Here is a 16960-nt window from a genome sequence, read left to right as displayed (position 1 = left end):
ATGAGAGCAGATTTAGAAATTATCCAAGAGTGGATTCCCGCAAATAGCCGTGTTTTGGACTTAGGCTGCGGCGATGGCGAGCTATTGGCTTGGCTGCAAGAAAACCGCAATGTCACCGGCTACGGGTTAGAAATTGACCCAGACAACATCGCTGCTTGCATCGACAAAGGTGTCAACGTTATTGAACAAAACCTGGACTTTGGTTTAGGTAACTTCGCCAGCAACAGCTTTGATGTAGTAGTGATGACCCAAGCCCTGCAAGTGGTGCACTACCCAGACAAAATCTTGCAAGAAATGCTACGCGTTGGGCGCACCTGCATCATTACCTTCCCAAATTTCGGGCACTGGCGCTGCCGCTGGTATTTAGCGCACAAGGGCCGCATGCCCGTCTCAGACTTCTTGCCGTATACATGGTACAACACACCTAATATTCACTTTTGTACCTTTGCTGACTTTGAGGCGCTGTGCCGTGATATGCATATGGCCGTACTCGACCGTCTTGCTGTCGACCGTCTGCACCGCCACAATCTTGGTAGCCGCATCTGGCCGAATTTGCTGGGTGAAATTGGTATTTATCGAGTAACCGCAGCACAAAACCGTTAACCCTGAGGAGTATTTTGCTATGCGTTATCTTCTGACTCTGTGCTTAAGTGTATTTATGGCCTTCACTGTACAGGCCGAAAACATGCAAAGTTATGCCGACCTTGATGTGCATTACAGCGTATTCAACTCCACCTTCTTGCTGCCTGAAGTTGCCAAGGCAACCGGCTTAAATCGCAGCAAAAACCAAGCAGTGCTCAATATTTCCATGGTTAAAGCTGGCCAAGGACAAAAAGGGACAGTGCGCGGTACATTCAAAAACCTTTTAGGACAAAGTGAGACTTTGCACTTTAAAGAAATTGATGAAGGTAATGCCGTTTATTACTTAGCGCAATTTGCGATTAGCAGCCAAGAACTGCTGCGATTTGACTTGCAAGTGACCGATTCAGACGGCAAAACCCACAACTTAAAGTTCAACCAAGAAGTTTTTCCTGACTTATGAAAGAACTTGTTCTCGCCAGCCATAACGCTGGCAAACTGCGCGAGCTGCAAGCCTTGCTGGGAAACAGCATAAAGATTCGCTCAATTAGCGAATTTAGTAGCGTAGAACCAGAAGAAACCGGCTTAACCTTTATTGAAAACGCCATTTTAAAAGCCCGCCATGCCAGCCAAATAAGCGGTTTGCCAGCGCTGGCAGATGACTCTGGCTTGACGGTCGACTACTTGCAAGGCGCACCAGGAATCCATTCTGCGCGCTACAGTGCAAGTGGTGGCGATGCTGGCAATAATCGCAAACTACTCGAAGCGCTCCAAGGCGTACCTGAAGCACAGCGTGGCGCGCAGTTCGTTTGTGTTTTGGCGCTGTTACAACATGCCAATGATCCTCTGCCGATTATTTGTGAAGGGCACTGGCAAGGCCGTATTTTACTTGCCCCGCAAGGTATGAATGGTTTTGGTTATGACCCGCTTTTCTATGTGGCTGAGCAACGCTGCAGCAGTGCAGAGTTGAGTAACGAACTCAAAAACCAGCTCAGTCACCGCGCTCAGGCCATGCAACGACTAAAGCAACAACTCGCCCTATGAGCGCTCTGATCACTTCAGATCTAAGCATGCAGCACGCGTTAGCAAATGGCTTTCAACTGCCACCGCTAGCGCTCTACGTGCATATCCCTTGGTGTATTCGCAAGTGCCCTTATTGCGACTTCAACTCCCATACGGCCACCCCTGAACTACCAGAGCAGGCTTATGTTGAAGCCGTACTCGCTGATTTAGATCTTGATCTGCTGCATGTACATGGCCGGCAGTTGACCTCTATTTTTTTTGGCGGCGGCACCCCCAGTTTATTCTCCGCGTCTGCCTTACAAGCACTGTTAGCAGGAATTGAACAGCGCATTGCCTTTAGCGCCAACATTGAGATCACCCTAGAAGCCAACCCGGGTACTTTTGAGCAAGAAAAATTCGCCGCTTACCGAGCCCTGGGAATCAACCGTCTGTCCATTGGCATCCAAAGCTTTCAAGATTCCAAACTAGAAGCATTAGGCCGCGTCCACTCAGGAGCGGAAGCCATTGCCGCGGTAAGCATGGCGCGCCAAGCCGGTTTTACTAACTTCAACCTTGACTTAATGCATGGCCTACCCGATCAGTCGCCAGCACAAGCACTGGCTGACTTACAGACAGCCATTGATTTAGCCCCCAGCCACCTGTCTTGGTATCAACTGACCATGGAGCCCAATACGGTGTTCTGGAGTAAACCACCGGTATTACCAGAAGATGACGTGCTGTGGGATATTCAAGAAGCTGGGCAAAAGCTATTGGCGCAGCATGGCTTTGTGCAGTATGAAGTGTCTGCCTATGCCCGCGCGGGTGCAGCAGCGCAACATAATTTAAACTACTGGTCGTTCGGTGACTTCATTGGGATTGGTGCCGGCGCCCACGGCAAAGTCAGCGATCCACAAGGACGCATTCAGCGCACCTGGAAGACCCGACAGCCCAGCGATTACCTCGATCCTGACAAAGCTTTTTTAGCCGGCAGCAATGTTCTGACTCCTGCAGACTTACCCTTTGAGTTTTTAATGAATGCACTGCGCTTAACTCAAGGGGTGGCGCTGCAGCAATTTAGTCAACGCACCGGCCTAAGCACTGAGGTTTTACAGTCAGGACTGGCCCTGGCCGAGCAGCGCGGCTTACTCAGCGTCGAGCCAGAGCGCTTGGCTGCAAGCGCTCAAGGCCAATTGTTTTTAAATGATTTGCTGCAAATTTTTCTAACCGCAGAGCATTAAAATCAGCAAGGAACAGTAATGGATGTACTCATTGATTTAGTTATAGCCTTATCGAAGTGGACCCGCTTACACTTAAGCGATATTTCTTTAGCCATGATGGCAACCGCACTGGTACTTTTTGGCCCCGCGCTGAATGCTTGGGTACGCCGTTCCATCGGTCACTTAAACTTTGTCATACGCACCTTAATCTTTGTTCTGGTGTGCGCGGTGGGTTATGGTTTTGCCATTATTTACCTCACCCCTGTATTAGCCAGTGCTTTTAGCCATTTGAATAACTACACACTGTCGCCGGTGTTGTTAATGTGCTTTATTTTGATTGGTATTTTAGCCGACAGACATTAAAAAAAACCGCCAAATGCAGAGCAAATGGCGGTTTTGATTGCAGTGATAAGGATCAGTTACCTTCGCGGCGCAAGGCTTGCGGGGTAAAGTCGCGCGGATTCAAAGTTACGTTAAAGTCGTACATAGGTTCGTTGTTATCCAACCCGTCAACAAAATAGCGGCTATCTTTGAAGTCATAGATGGTCTCTAGAGTGCTAGCGAAAGTTAAGCTGTCGTAATAGTTAATTGGATGGCTCTCTTGCAGAGCAATTAAATCACCATTTTTGTCATACAGATCAACTGCTAAAATCTGCCAGCTATCCTCATCTAAGTAAAAACGGCGCTTAGCATAAGGGTGGCTATGACCAATACGCAAATCTGCTTCCACTACCCAAACGCGGTGCAACTCATGGCGTAAAAGCTCTGGGTTGAGTGTTTTTTCCTGCAGAATATCGCTGTATGGAATACCTTTTTGGTGCACTTTATAACTGTTGTATGGCACCAGCATTTCTTGTTTACCGAGCAAGTTCCACTCATAGCGATCGGGCGCACCATTGTAAGCATCTACAACGTCTGCGGTCGCCATCCCACTGGTGTCAGGCTGTAATGAGTCATAAGCAAGCATAGGTAAGCGGCGCACGCGGCGCTCACCTCGACTAAAGCGCCAAGCTTTACGTAAAGCTAAAACCTGGTCGAGCGTTTCTTGCACAGCCAAAGACGAGCCAGATAACGCCGACGGAGCGACTACCCGATACTTGTAATAAAACAGAGTATTGTTGAGGTCTTGCTGGGTCATGCCTTCGCGACCATAGACAAAATACACATCGCGCTCACGCTTCACCAAGGTGTAATTACCGCTGCTTAACACAGCTGCATGGTTAACCACGGAGTGCAGTTGCTCGCCACGGTAGCGCATAATGTGGTTCCAAATGGCCTCAAGACCATTTTGCGGCAGCGGGAACGGGATACCTGCCGTCACGCCCTGCACACCGTTGCCTGCAGAAATTAACTCGCCACGCTCAGCATTTTGCCGAGTAGCGTCATAAATACGCTGCGGCGCAGCAGCACTACGGCGAGTTGGGTAAACTTGCACATAATAATTTGGGTTTTTTTCAATCAGCATCTGCGTACCTACCGGTAACTGGGCTCGGTACTGATCAAGGTTTTGCTGGTTAATCGTAAAGAGAACCTCATCCCCTGCAAAAGGGTCTAAGTGGTGCATGCCAACACTGTAACCCGCTGGCGGTGTGGTAATGCCACCACTCCACTGCGGAATAGTTCCAGCAGTATTGCCTGCTCGTTCTGCACCCAATGGAGTTAAGTCTTGACCTAGCCTTGCCGCTTGCACAGCATCCACTTTTCCATGTGCTTGTAAAGCAAAGGCCGTTAAAGCCAATAACATAAGCGGTTTAATCATAAAATCCCCCGGATATATGCGCACGACACATGGCGCTTATACTCTGCATTTATTGTTATATTCATGTGTCGCTAAATAATTCTGTAGCAGCCAGCATCCTACTTGCAGCGCCATAAGAACACCACAAGCAAAATGCAATTGAGCCTAATCAGCCACCCGTGTAAATTTCAAATCCCATACCCCATGGCCTAAGCGCTCGCCACGGCGTTCAAATTTAGTCACGGGGCGTTCTGCTGGGCGCGGCACCCAAGTCTGCTCCGCCGAGAGGTTAACCAAGCCTGGGGCAACATTGAGCACCTCCAGCATATATTCCGCATAAGGCTCCCAGTCTGTCGCCAAATGAAATATACCGCCAACTTTCAGCTTACTGCGTACCAGCTGAGCAAACTCAGGCTGGACAATGCGCCGCTTATGGTGACGACTTTTATGCCAAGGATCAGGGAAAAACAGCATCAAGCGGTCAAGGCTGGCATCTGCTACACAGTTTTTTAAAACCTCTAACGCATCGCAACTGTAAACCCGCACATTGCTGATATTTTCCGTCAGCAAGCCATTGAGCAACGAGCCAACACCTGGGCGGTGCACTTCAATGCCAATAAAGTCCTGCTCCGGAGCGGCTTTGGCCATTTCTAATAATGATTGCCCCATGCCGAAGCCTATTTCTAAGGTGCGCGGCGCTTGACGGCCAAAAACCTGATCAAAATCTTGCAGACCATCGGCTAGCAGTAAACCAAACTTGGGCCAACCCTCGTCCAAACCACGCTGTTGCCCGTCGGTCATTCGTCCGGCACGCATCACATAGCTTTTAATTTCACGACGGCGTACGGGCAACTCAGCGTCGGTGATGAGATCGTCTGTCATGGTGTTCCTATTAAATAAACGCGGTGGCGGCGCACTAGTCAGCAGCCACCAGGTAGATGAAGTTAAGCAATAATGCCGTCAAGAGGCGAAGAGGCGCTGGCATACAGTTTTTTCGGCATGCGCCCAGCCAAATAGGCTAAACGTCCTGCTTCAATGGCATGGCGCATCGCTTGCGCCATCAGTACCGGCTGTTGTGCATCAGCAATAGCGCTGTTCATAAGCACTGCTGCACAGCCCATTTCCATGGCAATAGTGGCATCAGAGGCAGTACCTACACCGGCATCCACCAGCACTGGCACTTTAGCTTCTTCTAAAATAATACGTAAATTATACGGATTACAAATGCCTAAACCTGTACCTATTAATCCGGCTAATGGCATCACTGCTATACAGCCAATCGCCTCAAGCTCGCGGGCAATAATGGGGTCATCGCTGGTATACACCATCACTTCAAAGCCTTCATCCACCAGCACTTTTGCGGCTTTTAAAGTTTCTACCACATTGGGAAATAAGGTTTTTTGATCCGCAAGAATCTCCAACTTAACCAGATTGCGACCGCCCAATAATTCACGTGCTAAGCGGCAGGTACGAATGGCCGTCTCAGCATCATAGCAACCTGCAGTATTTGGCAGAATGGTATAGCGATCAGGACTGATCACATCCAATAGATTTTCTTCATCTTTATTCTGGCCAATATTGGTACGGCGCACTGCCACAGTGACAATTTCAGCACCGGACGCTTCAATAGCCTGCCGGGTTTCTTCCATATCTTTATATTTGCCAGTACCCACTAACAAACGTGATGAGTAGGTTTTGCCAGCAATAATAAAGGGGTGATCTACGCGCGCAAGATTCATCTAAAGCCTCTTGATAATAGGGGACAGCTCAGCCACGACTAGCCACCGCCAATCGCATGAACGATTTCAATGCTGTCATTTTCTTTAAGCAGCGTTGACTCATACTGGCTGCGTGGCACAATTTCGAAGTTTAACTCGACGGCAACGCGGCGCCCTGCTAACTGCAGATGTTCAAGCAAACCTGCCACACTTTGGACGTTTTCCAAAGTATACAATTCACCATTCAACTGAATATGCATAATACAACCGTGAAATTCCGAAGGACCTTTATTTTAGCGGGTTCAGCCGCCAATCACCAAACACTTACTGAGCTCGCTTTGCAGAGCAGGCCAGACTGAGCCAACCTAAAACTAATAAACTGCCACCAATGGGCGTAATCAAACCAGGTGTAAATGGGGTTAGCACTAAGACGTAGAGACTCCCAGAAAACAAAACGATCCCTGCAATAAAAAACCAGCTGGCATACAGCAGCGCTCGCGAAGGCATGCTTTGCGCCAAAACAGCGACCAGCAATAACGCCAGACTATGAATAAACTGATACAACACTCCAGTCTGCATTACCGCGAGGGACTCCGCGCTGAGGATACTTTTTAATCCATGGGCGGCAAATGCTCCAATTAATACTGCTAACGCAGCAAAAATTGCCGCAAAAAATATTCCGTAACGCACGACCAATCCTCCAAAATGTGGCAACGCTGGTTATACTCGTGTTTCCAGCTCACCAGGTTGAAATTATGCTTCGTAAACTGCTGCGTATTGCTCTCATAACTTTATTGTCAGGTATAGCCTTAAGCGTACTGCTGGTTCTATCACTGCGCTGGATTAATCCACCTGTCAGCGCTCTACTGCTCGAACGGCAAGTCAGCGCCAAGTTGGCTGGGCACAGCTACGACAGTAAGCTGCAGTGGACGCCTTGGGCAGCGCTGCCTGATCATTTAAAAATGGCCGTCATCGCCGCTGAAGACCAACAGTTTGCCAACCACCATGGTTTTGATATTGCCGCAATCCAAGCTGCCCTAGTGCACAACCAGAGCAGCACTAGCAGTATAAGAGGCGCCAGTACTATTTCACAGCAAGTGGCTAAGAACGTTTTTCTCTGGTCATCTCGCAGCTGGCCACGCAAAGCGCTTGAAGCTTGGTTTACCCTGCTAATTGAACTGCTCTGGAGTAAAGAGCGTATTCTTGAAGTGTATTTAAATATAGCGGAGTGGGGACCTGGTATTTTTGGCGCTGAAGCCGCAGCAGAATATCATTTCCAAACTGGAGCGCCCTACCTATCGAACCAACAAGCCTACTTACTAGCAGCAATTTTACCGAGCCCGTTAACGCGCAGTCTTCAACCTCCTAGCGCCGCAACCTTACAACGAGCGCGCTGGATCAGCCGCCAAGTGCAACAATTGGGGGCTGGTCATTACCTCAATAAACTTAAGCAACAGCCGGCCTGGACAACCAAACTGCGTGAAACCATAGAAGATATTCTCAGCTTTTAAAGCTTTGCCAGTAAGACTGTACAGCCTTACAGTTGTTAGCCGATCCGATCTTTTAAAAATGTTTCATTGGCTTCAGCAGCAATAACGGGCCTGCTGTACAAATAGCCCTGTCCCTTATCACAGCCCAACTCGATTAAAAAGCGCTCTTGCTCTAAGGTTTCAACCCCTTCAGCAATCACCTGCATGCCGAGGTTTTTACTGAGCTGAATAATGGTTTTAACAATAATGGCATCATCTTCAATATCAAAAATATCGCGCACGAAGCTTTTATCAATTTTGATTTTATCAATTGGTAAGGTTTTCAAATAACTCAAGGAAGAATACCCAGTGCCAAAGTCATCAATGGCCACACGTACCCCCAATGCTCGCAGCCCACGCAGGTTGGTTGCTGCCGCCTTAATGTCTTGCATCAGCCCCGTTTCAGTGACTTCCAGTTCGAGGTTGTGCGGCTCTAACTGATAAAAAGCGAGTTTATGTTGCGTTTGGCATAACAAGTCGCTGTGGTGCAATTGAGTTGCCGATAAATTCACCGCCACACTCAAACCCGTCACCCCCAGATCCAACCAAGCGCGCAACTGCTGGCAGGCCTGATCCAACACCCATTCGCCAAGCTCAATAATATAATTACTCTCCTCAGCCAAGGGGATGAATATTTCTGGTGAGATCATCCCAAGCTCTGGGTGTTTCCAGCGTAACAACGCCTCCACAGCCACGATTTCTTGAGTGTGGTAATTCATTTGTGGCTGGTACACCAAATACAGCTGATTTTTACTTAGCGCTTCTTTGAGCTCTTTACGCAAACGCCGGCGCTTGCGTATTTCTGAGTCAATACTGGCCACAAAAAACTGGTAACTATTGCGTGAGCCTTTTTTGGCCAACTGCATAGTCTGCTCAGCTTGCTGCAATAACAGCTCAGTGCTCTGCCCATCATCTGGGTACAAAGTCACACCTATAGTACCGCTCAAGCGAATCGACAAAAGCTCGCGATTATAGGTTTTGCTCATCACCAGCGGCTCATTTAACTGCTCAAGGATAGACTGCGCTAACACTGCAGCCTGCTCTGGATCTTTAATACCAGGCTGCACAATAACAAACTGATCGCCGCCTAAGCGCGCCAAGCAAGCACCATGCTCAGCAAAGAGCCGCAAACGCTGCGCCACACCCTGCAATAACCAATCCCCGATTTGATAGTTATGCTGCTCATTAATATTTTTAAAATCATCCAAGCCCAAACATAGCACTGCTACCCCTTGCTGCTGATCGTGCACATCATCAATGATTTTATCCAGCTGTAACTGTAGCTCTTGGCGGTTAGGTAAACCGGTAAGAAAATCAACCTGTGACATCAACAATAAACTGTCTTCAGCCTCACGGCGCAAACGGGTATTGCGCTCAATAGACGCCAATAACTGATTTACTTTCAGCGCCCATAAACCCAATTCGTTTTTTTCATGGCCACGTAAGATGGGCAGTTTATAGTCTGCGGGGCGGTCTGGATTAATGCGCCCCAGGTGACGAATAATTTTCGCCAGTGGCCGCGTCAGTAACGCATGATAAATTAAGAACAGCACCAAACCCAAAATTAGCGCACGCAAAATACCTGAAGCAAGTATCACCCCTGCGTTGGTCAGTAAACGCTGACCGTAGGGCGCAGTATCAAGTACAACCTGTAAGTCACCGTAATATTCATCGCCATGGCCTTGCAAAGCAATGGTGAAAACACGTTCTGCCGGCATAAATAAATCTATGCAGCGCAGACAAAACTCGTCTTCACTGGGCCGCTCTCGGTATGCCAGGAACGGCTCATCCGGATGACCGATGCTCGCTGAACTGACTGCCTCATGCTGCAGCAACCCCTCAACCACCTGTTTACCCATATCTTCATCAAGACTGTACAGTGCCTGGGTTGACGGATCTTTAAACATGGCCAAAATACGCTGCCCGTCACTTTCCATCTGCTGATTAGTGACATACACATCATAAATAATTTGTGTAATGCTAAAAAAAACCCCCACCAATAAGGCTGCGCCAAGCACCCAACGCAATAGCTTAAAAGAGAGACTGTCTTTGCGCTCAATATTCACATAGGTGCCTTTTGTTGATTTTATTAATTGGCGCTCTTATCTCTACTGCGCCATAAGATCCGACTTACACCCCATAAAACATAAATAAAACATCTTGTCAAAGTACTAGCGAGCACAAAAAACCCCCAACGCTGATCTTGCAGCAGTTGGGGGTTTTAGTGAAGCTTGTTGGTATTACACTAGCAACTTACGCAGCAAAGTTTTTTGCTACAAAGTCCCAGTTAACCAAGTTCCAGAACGCTTCAACATACTTAGGACGCGCATTACGGTAGTCAATGTAGTAAGCGTGTTCCCAAACGTCACAGGTCAATAAAGCTGTGTCTTCAGTGGTTAACGGGCAGCCGGCACCAATGGTGCTCGACAGCGCTAAAGAACCGTCAGCCTTCTTAACTAACCAAGCCCAACCTGAACCAAAGGTTCCGATTGCAGTTTTGGTGAATTCTTCTTTAAACGCGGCAAATGAACCGAATGCTGCGTTAATAGCATCAGCTAATGCACCTGTTGGCTCACCGCCAGCATTTGGCGCTAAGCAATTCCAGTAAAATGTGTGGTTCCATACTTGTGCAGCGTTGTTAAATACGCCACCACTTGAGGTTTTAATGATTTCTTCTAAACTTTTACCTTCAAACTCAGTGCCTGGCACTAAGTTGTTCAAGTTCACAACATAGGCGTTATGGTGCTTGCCATGGTGAAAATCTAGGGTTTCTGCAGAGATATGCGGTTCGAGTGCATTTTTTTCGTAAGGAAGTGCAGGTAATTCAAAAGCCATGATTATTCTCCAGTAACATCAGACGAGGCACAATCAGCAAGCCTAATAGCGGACAGCTGATTCAATTGCCAGCAGTTCCGACTTGCTTTAAGCATCAGAGTATAGCATCTACGGGGGTTTTATCCACGTAGTATCTGTAGGGCTATACCATTGAACTGCAGCTATCTAGTGATCTTGCGCCTTATCGGAGCCATTATAGAACACGCCCGAACAAGAGCTTACTACACCCATTACCTAGGCAATAAAAAACCGCCCAACGGCGGTTTTTTATTTACGCGAGTCGACTTACAAGCCAGACATCGCCTTAATTGCGCTCATGAGCTCATCATCAGTACAGTCACTGCAAGTGCCTTTTGGCGGCATCGCATTAATACCAGAAATAGACGTTGCCAATAGGCCCTCAATACCACCTTTAGCATCTGCGCGCTCTTGCCATACGACTGTTTCACCAATAATAGGTGCACCAACTAAGCCTGTTGCATGACATACAGAGCAGTACTGATTAATAATTGCGTCTGCATCACGACCCGCTGCGGCAGTAGAGGCTCCAGTATCAGCAGCACCAGCAACAGCTGCTGACTTATCGCACTCATCACCTTCAACGCACACAACAGCTACTGGCTTAATTCGCTGTGCAATTTCTACAACAATAGCTTCTTCAACAGTATTTTCATCAATGTTTGCTTGTGCGCTGACTGTCCATAAGGCTAGAACAGTTGCTTGGGCTAGCAAAATCTTTTTAATCAGGTTCACGGTACACCCTCTATTTTCTTGGCTCTTGGCAATTCTTTCTCGCAACAGGTCTTTTGCGAGCTCTGCACAGTATAACCACTCCCTGCCCTCAGGCAAACAGCTGAAGCGCTGCAATAGCGCTTTTTAAATATTCAGACGGGTAAATACTCATAACGCACCCGTTTTACATTACATAACAGCTCGTAAGAAATAGTCCCAGCACAGGCCGCCACCTGATCAATTGATACAGTACTGCCCCACAATTCAACTGTACTGCCAACACCAGCCTCAACCAGCCCAGTTAAGTCCACAGCCAACATATCCATAGACACGCGCCCCAGCAACTGACTCAGCTGGCCATCCACCGCCACTGGCGTGCCGGTCGGGGCATGCCGCGGATAACCATCCGCATAACCGATTGCCACAATCCCCACCCGCACTGGCTGCTGCGCAATAAACTGCGCACCGTAACCCACAGCTTCTCCTGCTGGCAGCTCGCGCACAGCAATGATCTTCGACTGCAAGGTCATCACCGGCTGGAACTCTCCCACGCCAGGATTGGCCATAGCCACCGGCTGGCTACCATATAAAATAATCCCCGGTCGCGACCAATCACTGCGTATTTCTGGCCATGCCAATAAAGCGGGGGAATTACCAACACTGATCAAGTTCTGCATGCCTGCGGTTGCCGCGCTAAACAGCTGATACTGCTCACGGGTAGCAGATGATTGCAGTTCATCAGCCCGAGCAAAGTGCGTCATTAGCACCACTGCTGCAACATTCTCACAGGCCTGCAAGCGTTGCCAAACAGCACGGTACTCACCTGGAAAAAAACCCACTCGGTGCATGCCTGAATCCATTTTTAACCAGACCGTTAACGGTCTTGCTAACGACTGACGCTCAATAGCGTCTAGCTGCCAGTCAGCATGCACCACACACCACAAGTTGTGCTCAACAATCTGCTCCAACTCATCGGCAGCAAAAAAACCTTCCAGCAGTAGTATAGGCAGCGTGATACCTGCCGCACGTAACTGCAAGGCCTCTTCTAAACACGCCACTGCATAGCCATCAGCTAAGTCATGTAAAGCTTGGGCGCAAGCAACTGCACCATGCCCATAGGCATCAGCCTTAACCACCGCTAAAGCTTTATCTGCACATAACTGCCGCGCTAACTGATAGTTATGGCGCAAGGCTGGTAAATTAATTAACGCGCGCGCTGGACGCATGCTTACTGATTCTCCACATTGATGCTGCAAGTTAACTTTATCTGGCCGCTGAGTTAACCCTACGACCCTGTTCTGCCCATTAGCAATAGCGAAACATATCTAAACCGGCGCTACTGATTTGTGGTGTTTGCTGACTCATTAAGTCGGCCAAATAACTGGCTGATCCGCAGGCCATTGTCCAACCTAAAGTGCCATGCCCCGTATTGAGAAATAAATTACGATAAGCACTTTTACCCACAATGGGCGTGCCATCGGGAGTGGCCGGACGCAATCCGGTCCAGAATTGTGCCTGCGTTAAGTCGCCGCCTTGCGGGTAGAGCAAATTCGTCACGTACTCTAAGGTTTCACGACGCTTAGGGTTCAGTGCCAAATCAAAGCCACCAACATTGGCCATCCCACCCACGCGAATACGCTGATCGAAACGTGTAATCGCAACCTTGTAAGTTTCATCAATAATCGTTGACTGCGGGGCCATTGCCGACTCGATAATGGGCACGCTCAATGAATAGCCTTTCAAAGGGTAGACGGGAATTTTCATCCCCAACTGTTTCAGCATTTCTCGCGAATAGCTGCCAAGCGCCACCACGTACTGATCAGCCACTTCCAGCTCGCCATCAACGCAAACACCAGTGATACGGTCACCGGTACTCTGAATACTTTGCACCGTACAACCCAAACGAAACTTAACCCCCAACTCCCTTGCCAGATTGGCTAGATTGCGGGTAAACAAATGACAATCTCCGGTTTGATCATTGGGCAGGTGTAAAGCACCGGTTAAGCTGTCTGACACCGCCGCTAACGCCGGCTCCACCTGCGCAATTTCAGCAGGTTTTAGCAATTGATAAGGCACATTGCTTTGCTCCAGCACAGCAATGTCTTGCGCGGCGCTATCGAGCTGTTTTTGGCTGCGAAATAATTGCGTAGTTCCCAACTGCCGACCTTCATACTCAATACCCGTTTGCGCGCGCAAGCTATCCAAGCAGTCACGACTGTATTCAGCCAAGCGCACCATGCGCTCTTTATTCACCGCATAACGTGCGCCAGTACAGTTACGCAACATCTGCAGCATCCACTGATACTGAAAAGGGTCAGCTGTTAAGCGCACAGAAAAAGGTGCATGCTGCTGAAACAACCATTTGATTGCTTTTAGCGGTATACCGGGCGCAGCCCAAGGCGAGGCATAGCCAGGGGATATTTGCCCGGCATTGGCGAAGCTGGTTTCATCAGCCACACCCAGCTGACGATCAACCACCTCCACCTGATAGCCTTGTTTGGCTAAATAGTAGGCAGTGGTCACCCCAATCACCCCGGCACCTAATACTAAAACCCGCATATTTCCTCCCAGTTCAAGCTCTCAGTCATCATCTGCAGCGCCACCCAACAGCAGCCTGCACTGCAGCTTAAACTACACTAGATTTAAGTAAGGCTGGCGGTGTTAATTGCCATGTACGCCAAAAGAAAGGTACCGGCCATAAGCGCTGGTTAATCGGCGTTTGCTGCCACAGCTCTAAAAAACTGCGCTGCGCTAGCGGATGCACCACTTCAGGCGCCAGGAGCGCTAAGGGCCACAAAACAAAAGCATTTTTCAAGATTTCAGCACGGGGCAAAGTAATCCCCGCGTAATCGCCAGTTTGCTGGCCGTACAACAGCACATCAATATCCAGCGATAAAACTTTACTGGGCTGACTATAACGACCATTTATTGCTTCAATTTGCTTAAGCTGCTGATTCAGCTCGGACAACGGCATCCGGGTTTTAATGTGCACCACCAGGTTAAGAAAGCACGCACTGCGGATGCCCACCGGCTCACTTTCAAACACTGGCGAGCACTGCACCTCTCCAAACAAGGCTTGCAAGGCATCTAAACCAGCATTGAGATGCTTTTCCCGCTCCAGATTACTGCCTAATCCTAAATACACATCAACTAACGACATCCGCGTTCAATCTCCACACCCACGCCACGTGCATTCGCTACTGCACCGGGTTTAGTGATTTTTAAACGCAACCAAGGAATATTAAACTCAGTCATTAACAACGCTGCCAAGCGTTCTGCAAAAGTTTCTACCAGCTCAAAATGACTGGCCTGTGCAAAAGCATTGATAGACTCGCTAACTGCGGCGTAATCTAAGGCTAAATGCAGCGCATCATCTGCAGCACTGGGGCGATTATCCCAGCCCATTTGCAAGTCTACCAAGAGGTTTTGACGAATTGTGCGCTCCCAGTCATAGGCACCAATAACAGTGTCTACCTCTAGACTTTCGATAAATACCGTGTCCACTTTGCTTCTGCCTCGTTAGAATCAAGACTCGCTGGCCTTGGATCATTCAAATGTATGAATTACTACTGGTATGCGCTTATCTGCTTGGCTCATTTTCATTTGCCATTGCTTTAAGTCGCTATTACGGCAATAGCGACCCTCGCGCGCAAGGTTCCGGTAATCCTGGGGCCACTAATATGCTGCGGGTGGCCGGTAAACGTTTGGCTATTCTGACCCTGCTTGGCGATCTGAGCAAAGGTTTACTGCCAATTTTAATTGCCCAAGCCCTCGATTACAGCCCACAACAACAAGCCTGGGTCGGTCTAGCCGCAGTAATCGGGCATTTGTATCCCATTTACTTCAACTTCCGCGGTGGCAAAGGCGTTGCCACCACCGCTGGCATGTTGCTGGGTTTATACCCTCCAGCAGCACTGCTGGCATTGGCTGTTTGGTTACTCACTTTTAGTTTGACCCGCATCAGTTCACTGGCTGCTCTGAGCAGCGTGCCGCTGTGTTTACCGCTCCTCGCTTGGCAGCAACCACAGGCCTTATTGCCGGTTAGTGTGCTTAGCGTGCTGTTGGTTTGGCGGCATCGTAACAACTTAAAAAACTTACTGGCCGGCAATGAGCCCAACTTCCGCGAGTAGCCATCACAGTAAAGCTGGCAATTCTTCCATCGGCCAGCGGGCACGTACATGAATGGCATCACCTTCTTGCTGTCCAGCCATTAAGCGCTGGCAACCGGCATAAGCAATCATGGCGCCATTATCGGTACAAAACTCTGGGCGAGCGTAAAACACCTGCCCTTGACGCTTGCTCAGCATTGCTTCCAGTGAACGCCGCAAAGCCTGATTGGCACTCACGCCCCCCGCAATAACCAAGGTCTGTAAGCTCTCTTGCTCCAGAGCTCGCTGGCATTTAATGGTTAAAGTCGCGACCACTGCCTGCTGAAATGCATGCGCCAAGTCAGCGCGGGTTTGCTCGTTATCATCCCCTGCTGCGATACATTTCTGCCACGCAGTTAAGGTAGCTGTTTTTAAACCACTGAAACTAAACTGTAAACCTGGTCGATCGGTCATTGGCCTAGGTAACTTAAAGCGCCCAGGCACACCCTGCTCCGCCACGCGGGCAATTTCTGGTCCGCCGGGATATTTCAAGCCCATAAGCTTGGCAGTTTTATCAAATGCCTCACCGGCTGCATCATCAATAGACTCACCCAGCAAACGGTATTGACCAATAGCATCAACACGCACCAATTGGGTATGCCCACCTGAAACCAATAAAGCGACAAAAGGAAATTGCGGCGGTGTTTCTTCCAACATGGGCGCCAGCAAGTGGCCTTCCATATGATGCACACCAATGGCGGGGATCTCCCAAGCAAAAGCGAGCGCTTGTGCACAAGCCGCGCCAACCAGTAAAGCCCCGACCAAGCCAGGCCCTGCTGTATAAGCGATGCCTTGAATATCCTTAGCACTGCACTGCGCATCCGCTAAGACCTGCTCAATCAACGGCAACATACGCTTAATATGATCGCGCGAGGCCAGCTCTGGGACTACACCTCCATAGACTCGATGCAGGTCGATTTGACTGAAAAGTGCATCAGCCAATAAACCCCGCTCACTGTCGTATAATGCGACACCTGTCTCATCACAGGATGTTTCTAAACCCAACACCAGCATGTAATTAACCTGCCTAACTTTACAACAATAGAATTACCAAGCATCATAAGCGGCTTAGCGGTGATGTTCTATGCTTTTCTTAGACGAGCTTTGCTTTTCTAAAAAAAAGCAGATATAATCCGCAACCCTTGAAAACGGATGTGTATTTTTCCAATACTCATCTTAATAACCCGGTCATTGATGAAGGTACGAATCGGATGCCAACTGTCAAACTTAAAGACAACGAACCATTTGACGTTGCTCTGCGTCGCTTCAAGCGCTCCTGCGAAAAAGCCGGTGTTCTTGCTGATATACGCAGTCGCGAGTTTTATGAAAAACCAACTGCAGAACGCAAGCGTAAAGCCGCAGCAGCAGTTAAGCGTCACGCAAAGAAAGTACAACGCGAACAACGTCGTCACGAACGCCTGTATTAAGTTCTACAGGTTCTAGTGCTTAGCAAAGCCCGGAC

The 16960-nt window shown here is 48.8% G+C and carries 21 protein-coding genes; 8 read left to right on the top strand and 13 right to left on the bottom strand.

Annotated features, from left to right (window positions below; all coding sequences use genetic code 11):
* The 5 genes from metW to O6P33_RS03665 are packed head-to-tail and all read left to right on the top strand — an operon-like array spanning position 1 to position 3161.
* Positions 1-603, top strand: a complete 603-nt coding sequence (metW, locus tag O6P33_RS03685) for a methionine biosynthesis protein MetW (RefSeq protein ID WP_269818897.1) — start codon at positions 1-3, stop codon at positions 601-603.
* Positions 604-622: 19 nt separating this feature from the next.
* The gene (locus O6P33_RS03680) at positions 623-1042 is read left to right on the top strand and encodes a DUF4426 domain-containing protein (RefSeq protein ID WP_269818896.1); all 420 of its coding nucleotides are present in this window, start codon (positions 623-625) and stop codon (positions 1040-1042) included.
* Positions 1039-1623, top strand: a complete 585-nt coding sequence (gene rdgB / locus O6P33_RS03675; RefSeq protein ID WP_269818895.1) for an RdgB/HAM1 family non-canonical purine NTP pyrophosphatase — start codon at positions 1039-1041, stop codon at positions 1621-1623. Before O6P33_RS03680 ends, rdgB begins: the two co-directional genes overlap by 4 nt.
* Complete coding sequence (gene hemW, locus O6P33_RS03670) at positions 1620-2819, top strand: radical SAM family heme chaperone HemW (RefSeq protein ID WP_269818894.1); 1200 nt, start codon at positions 1620-1622, stop codon at positions 2817-2819. The genes rdgB and hemW overlap by 4 nt, the downstream gene beginning before the upstream one ends.
* A gap of 18 nt (positions 2820-2837) precedes the next feature.
* Positions 2838-3161 (top strand): DUF3392 domain-containing protein, encoded by a 324-nt coding sequence (locus O6P33_RS03665; RefSeq protein WP_269818893.1) that lies wholly within the window; start codon positions 2838-2840, stop codon positions 3159-3161.
* A gap of 52 nt (positions 3162-3213) precedes the next feature.
* Here O6P33_RS03665 and O6P33_RS03660 read toward each other — a convergent pair whose 3' ends face one another.
* From O6P33_RS03660 to O6P33_RS03640, 5 genes are all read right to left on the bottom strand, one after another.
* Entirely contained in the window at positions 3214-4557 is a 1344-nt protein-coding gene (locus O6P33_RS03660) for a DUF1329 domain-containing protein (protein WP_269818892.1), read from the bottom strand.
* A 144-nt stretch (positions 4558-4701) separates the two neighbouring features.
* A complete protein-coding gene (gene trmB, locus O6P33_RS03655) occupies positions 4702-5418 on the bottom strand; it encodes a tRNA (guanosine(46)-N7)-methyltransferase TrmB (RefSeq protein ID WP_269818891.1) in 717 nt (238 codons plus the stop codon).
* 62 nt (positions 5419-5480) lie between these two features.
* Positions 5481-6275 carry a thiazole synthase gene (locus O6P33_RS03650; protein ID WP_269818890.1) on the bottom strand — a complete coding sequence of 265 codons (795 nt, stop codon included), beginning with the start codon at positions 6273-6275 and terminating at the stop codon, positions 5481-5483.
* 38 nt (positions 6276-6313) lie between these two features.
* Complete coding sequence (thiS, locus tag O6P33_RS03645; protein WP_269818889.1) at positions 6314-6514, bottom strand: sulfur carrier protein ThiS; 201 nt, start codon at positions 6512-6514, stop codon at positions 6314-6316.
* A 64-nt stretch (positions 6515-6578) separates the two neighbouring features.
* Entirely contained in the window at positions 6579-6950 is a 372-nt protein-coding gene (locus tag O6P33_RS03640) for a DUF423 domain-containing protein (protein WP_420094976.1), read from the bottom strand.
* 59 nt (positions 6951-7009) lie between these two features.
* On the opposite strand from O6P33_RS03640, the gene mtgA reads away from it, so the two are divergent.
* Positions 7010-7765 (top strand): monofunctional biosynthetic peptidoglycan transglycosylase, encoded by a 756-nt coding sequence (mtgA, locus tag O6P33_RS03635; RefSeq protein ID WP_269818887.1) that lies wholly within the window; start codon positions 7010-7012, stop codon positions 7763-7765.
* Positions 7766-7800: 35 nt separating this feature from the next.
* Here mtgA and O6P33_RS03630 read toward each other — a convergent pair whose 3' ends face one another.
* The 7 genes from O6P33_RS03630 to folB all read right to left on the bottom strand — a co-directional run bounded on the left by O6P33_RS03630 (position 7801) and on the right by folB (position 14854).
* Positions 7801-9849 carry a putative bifunctional diguanylate cyclase/phosphodiesterase gene (locus O6P33_RS03630; RefSeq protein ID WP_269818886.1) on the bottom strand — a complete coding sequence of 683 codons (2049 nt, stop codon included), beginning with the start codon at positions 9847-9849 and terminating at the stop codon, positions 7801-7803.
* Positions 9850-10036: 187 nt separating this feature from the next.
* Positions 10037-10618 (bottom strand): superoxide dismutase [Fe], encoded by a 582-nt coding sequence (sodB, locus tag O6P33_RS03625; protein ID WP_269818885.1) that lies wholly within the window; start codon positions 10616-10618, stop codon positions 10037-10039.
* Positions 10619-10903: 285 nt separating this feature from the next.
* The gene (locus O6P33_RS03620; protein WP_269818884.1) at positions 10904-11371 is read right to left on the bottom strand and encodes a c-type cytochrome; all 468 of its coding nucleotides are present in this window, start codon (positions 11369-11371) and stop codon (positions 10904-10906) included.
* A 131-nt stretch (positions 11372-11502) separates the two neighbouring features.
* Positions 11503-12576 (bottom strand): alanine racemase, encoded by a 1074-nt coding sequence (alr, locus tag O6P33_RS03615; protein ID WP_269818883.1) that lies wholly within the window; start codon positions 12574-12576, stop codon positions 11503-11505.
* Between the two features lie 79 nt (positions 12577-12655).
* Positions 12656-13909: a D-amino acid dehydrogenase gene (locus tag O6P33_RS03610; protein WP_269818882.1), complete on the bottom strand. Its 1254-nt coding sequence runs from the start codon at positions 13907-13909 to the stop codon at positions 12656-12658.
* 67 nt (positions 13910-13976) lie between these two features.
* A complete protein-coding gene (gene folK / locus O6P33_RS03605) occupies positions 13977-14510 on the bottom strand; it encodes a 2-amino-4-hydroxy-6-hydroxymethyldihydropteridine diphosphokinase (protein WP_269818881.1) in 534 nt (177 codons plus the stop codon).
* Positions 14501-14854 carry a dihydroneopterin aldolase gene (gene folB, locus O6P33_RS03600; RefSeq protein WP_269818880.1) on the bottom strand — a complete coding sequence of 118 codons (354 nt, stop codon included), beginning with the start codon at positions 14852-14854 and terminating at the stop codon, positions 14501-14503. Before folB ends, folK begins: the two co-directional genes overlap by 10 nt.
* Before the next feature lie 50 nt (positions 14855-14904).
* On the opposite strand from folB, the gene plsY reads away from it, so the two are divergent.
* Entirely contained in the window at positions 14905-15480 is a 576-nt protein-coding gene (gene plsY / locus O6P33_RS03595) for a glycerol-3-phosphate 1-O-acyltransferase PlsY (RefSeq protein WP_269818879.1), read from the top strand.
* 3 nt (positions 15481-15483) lie between these two features.
* On the opposite strand, the gene tsaD is transcribed toward plsY, so the two are convergent.
* Positions 15484-16512 (bottom strand): tRNA (adenosine(37)-N6)-threonylcarbamoyltransferase complex transferase subunit TsaD, encoded by a 1029-nt coding sequence (gene tsaD, locus O6P33_RS03590; protein ID WP_269818878.1) that lies wholly within the window; start codon positions 16510-16512, stop codon positions 15484-15486.
* 197 nt (positions 16513-16709) lie between these two features.
* On the opposite strand from tsaD, the gene rpsU reads away from it, so the two are divergent.
* The gene (gene rpsU / locus O6P33_RS03585; RefSeq protein WP_269818877.1) at positions 16710-16925 is read left to right on the top strand and encodes a 30S ribosomal protein S21; all 216 of its coding nucleotides are present in this window, start codon (positions 16710-16712) and stop codon (positions 16923-16925) included.
* Positions 16926-16960: the final 35 nt, after the last annotated feature.

Origin of the sequence: Denitrificimonas caeni, assembly GCF_027498055.1 — a bacterium.
Lineage (GTDB): Bacteria > Pseudomonadota > Gammaproteobacteria > Pseudomonadales > Pseudomonadaceae > Denitrificimonas.
The sequence above is the reverse complement of the archived record's forward strand: the minus strand, read 5'-3'. Positions and strand labels throughout refer to the sequence as shown.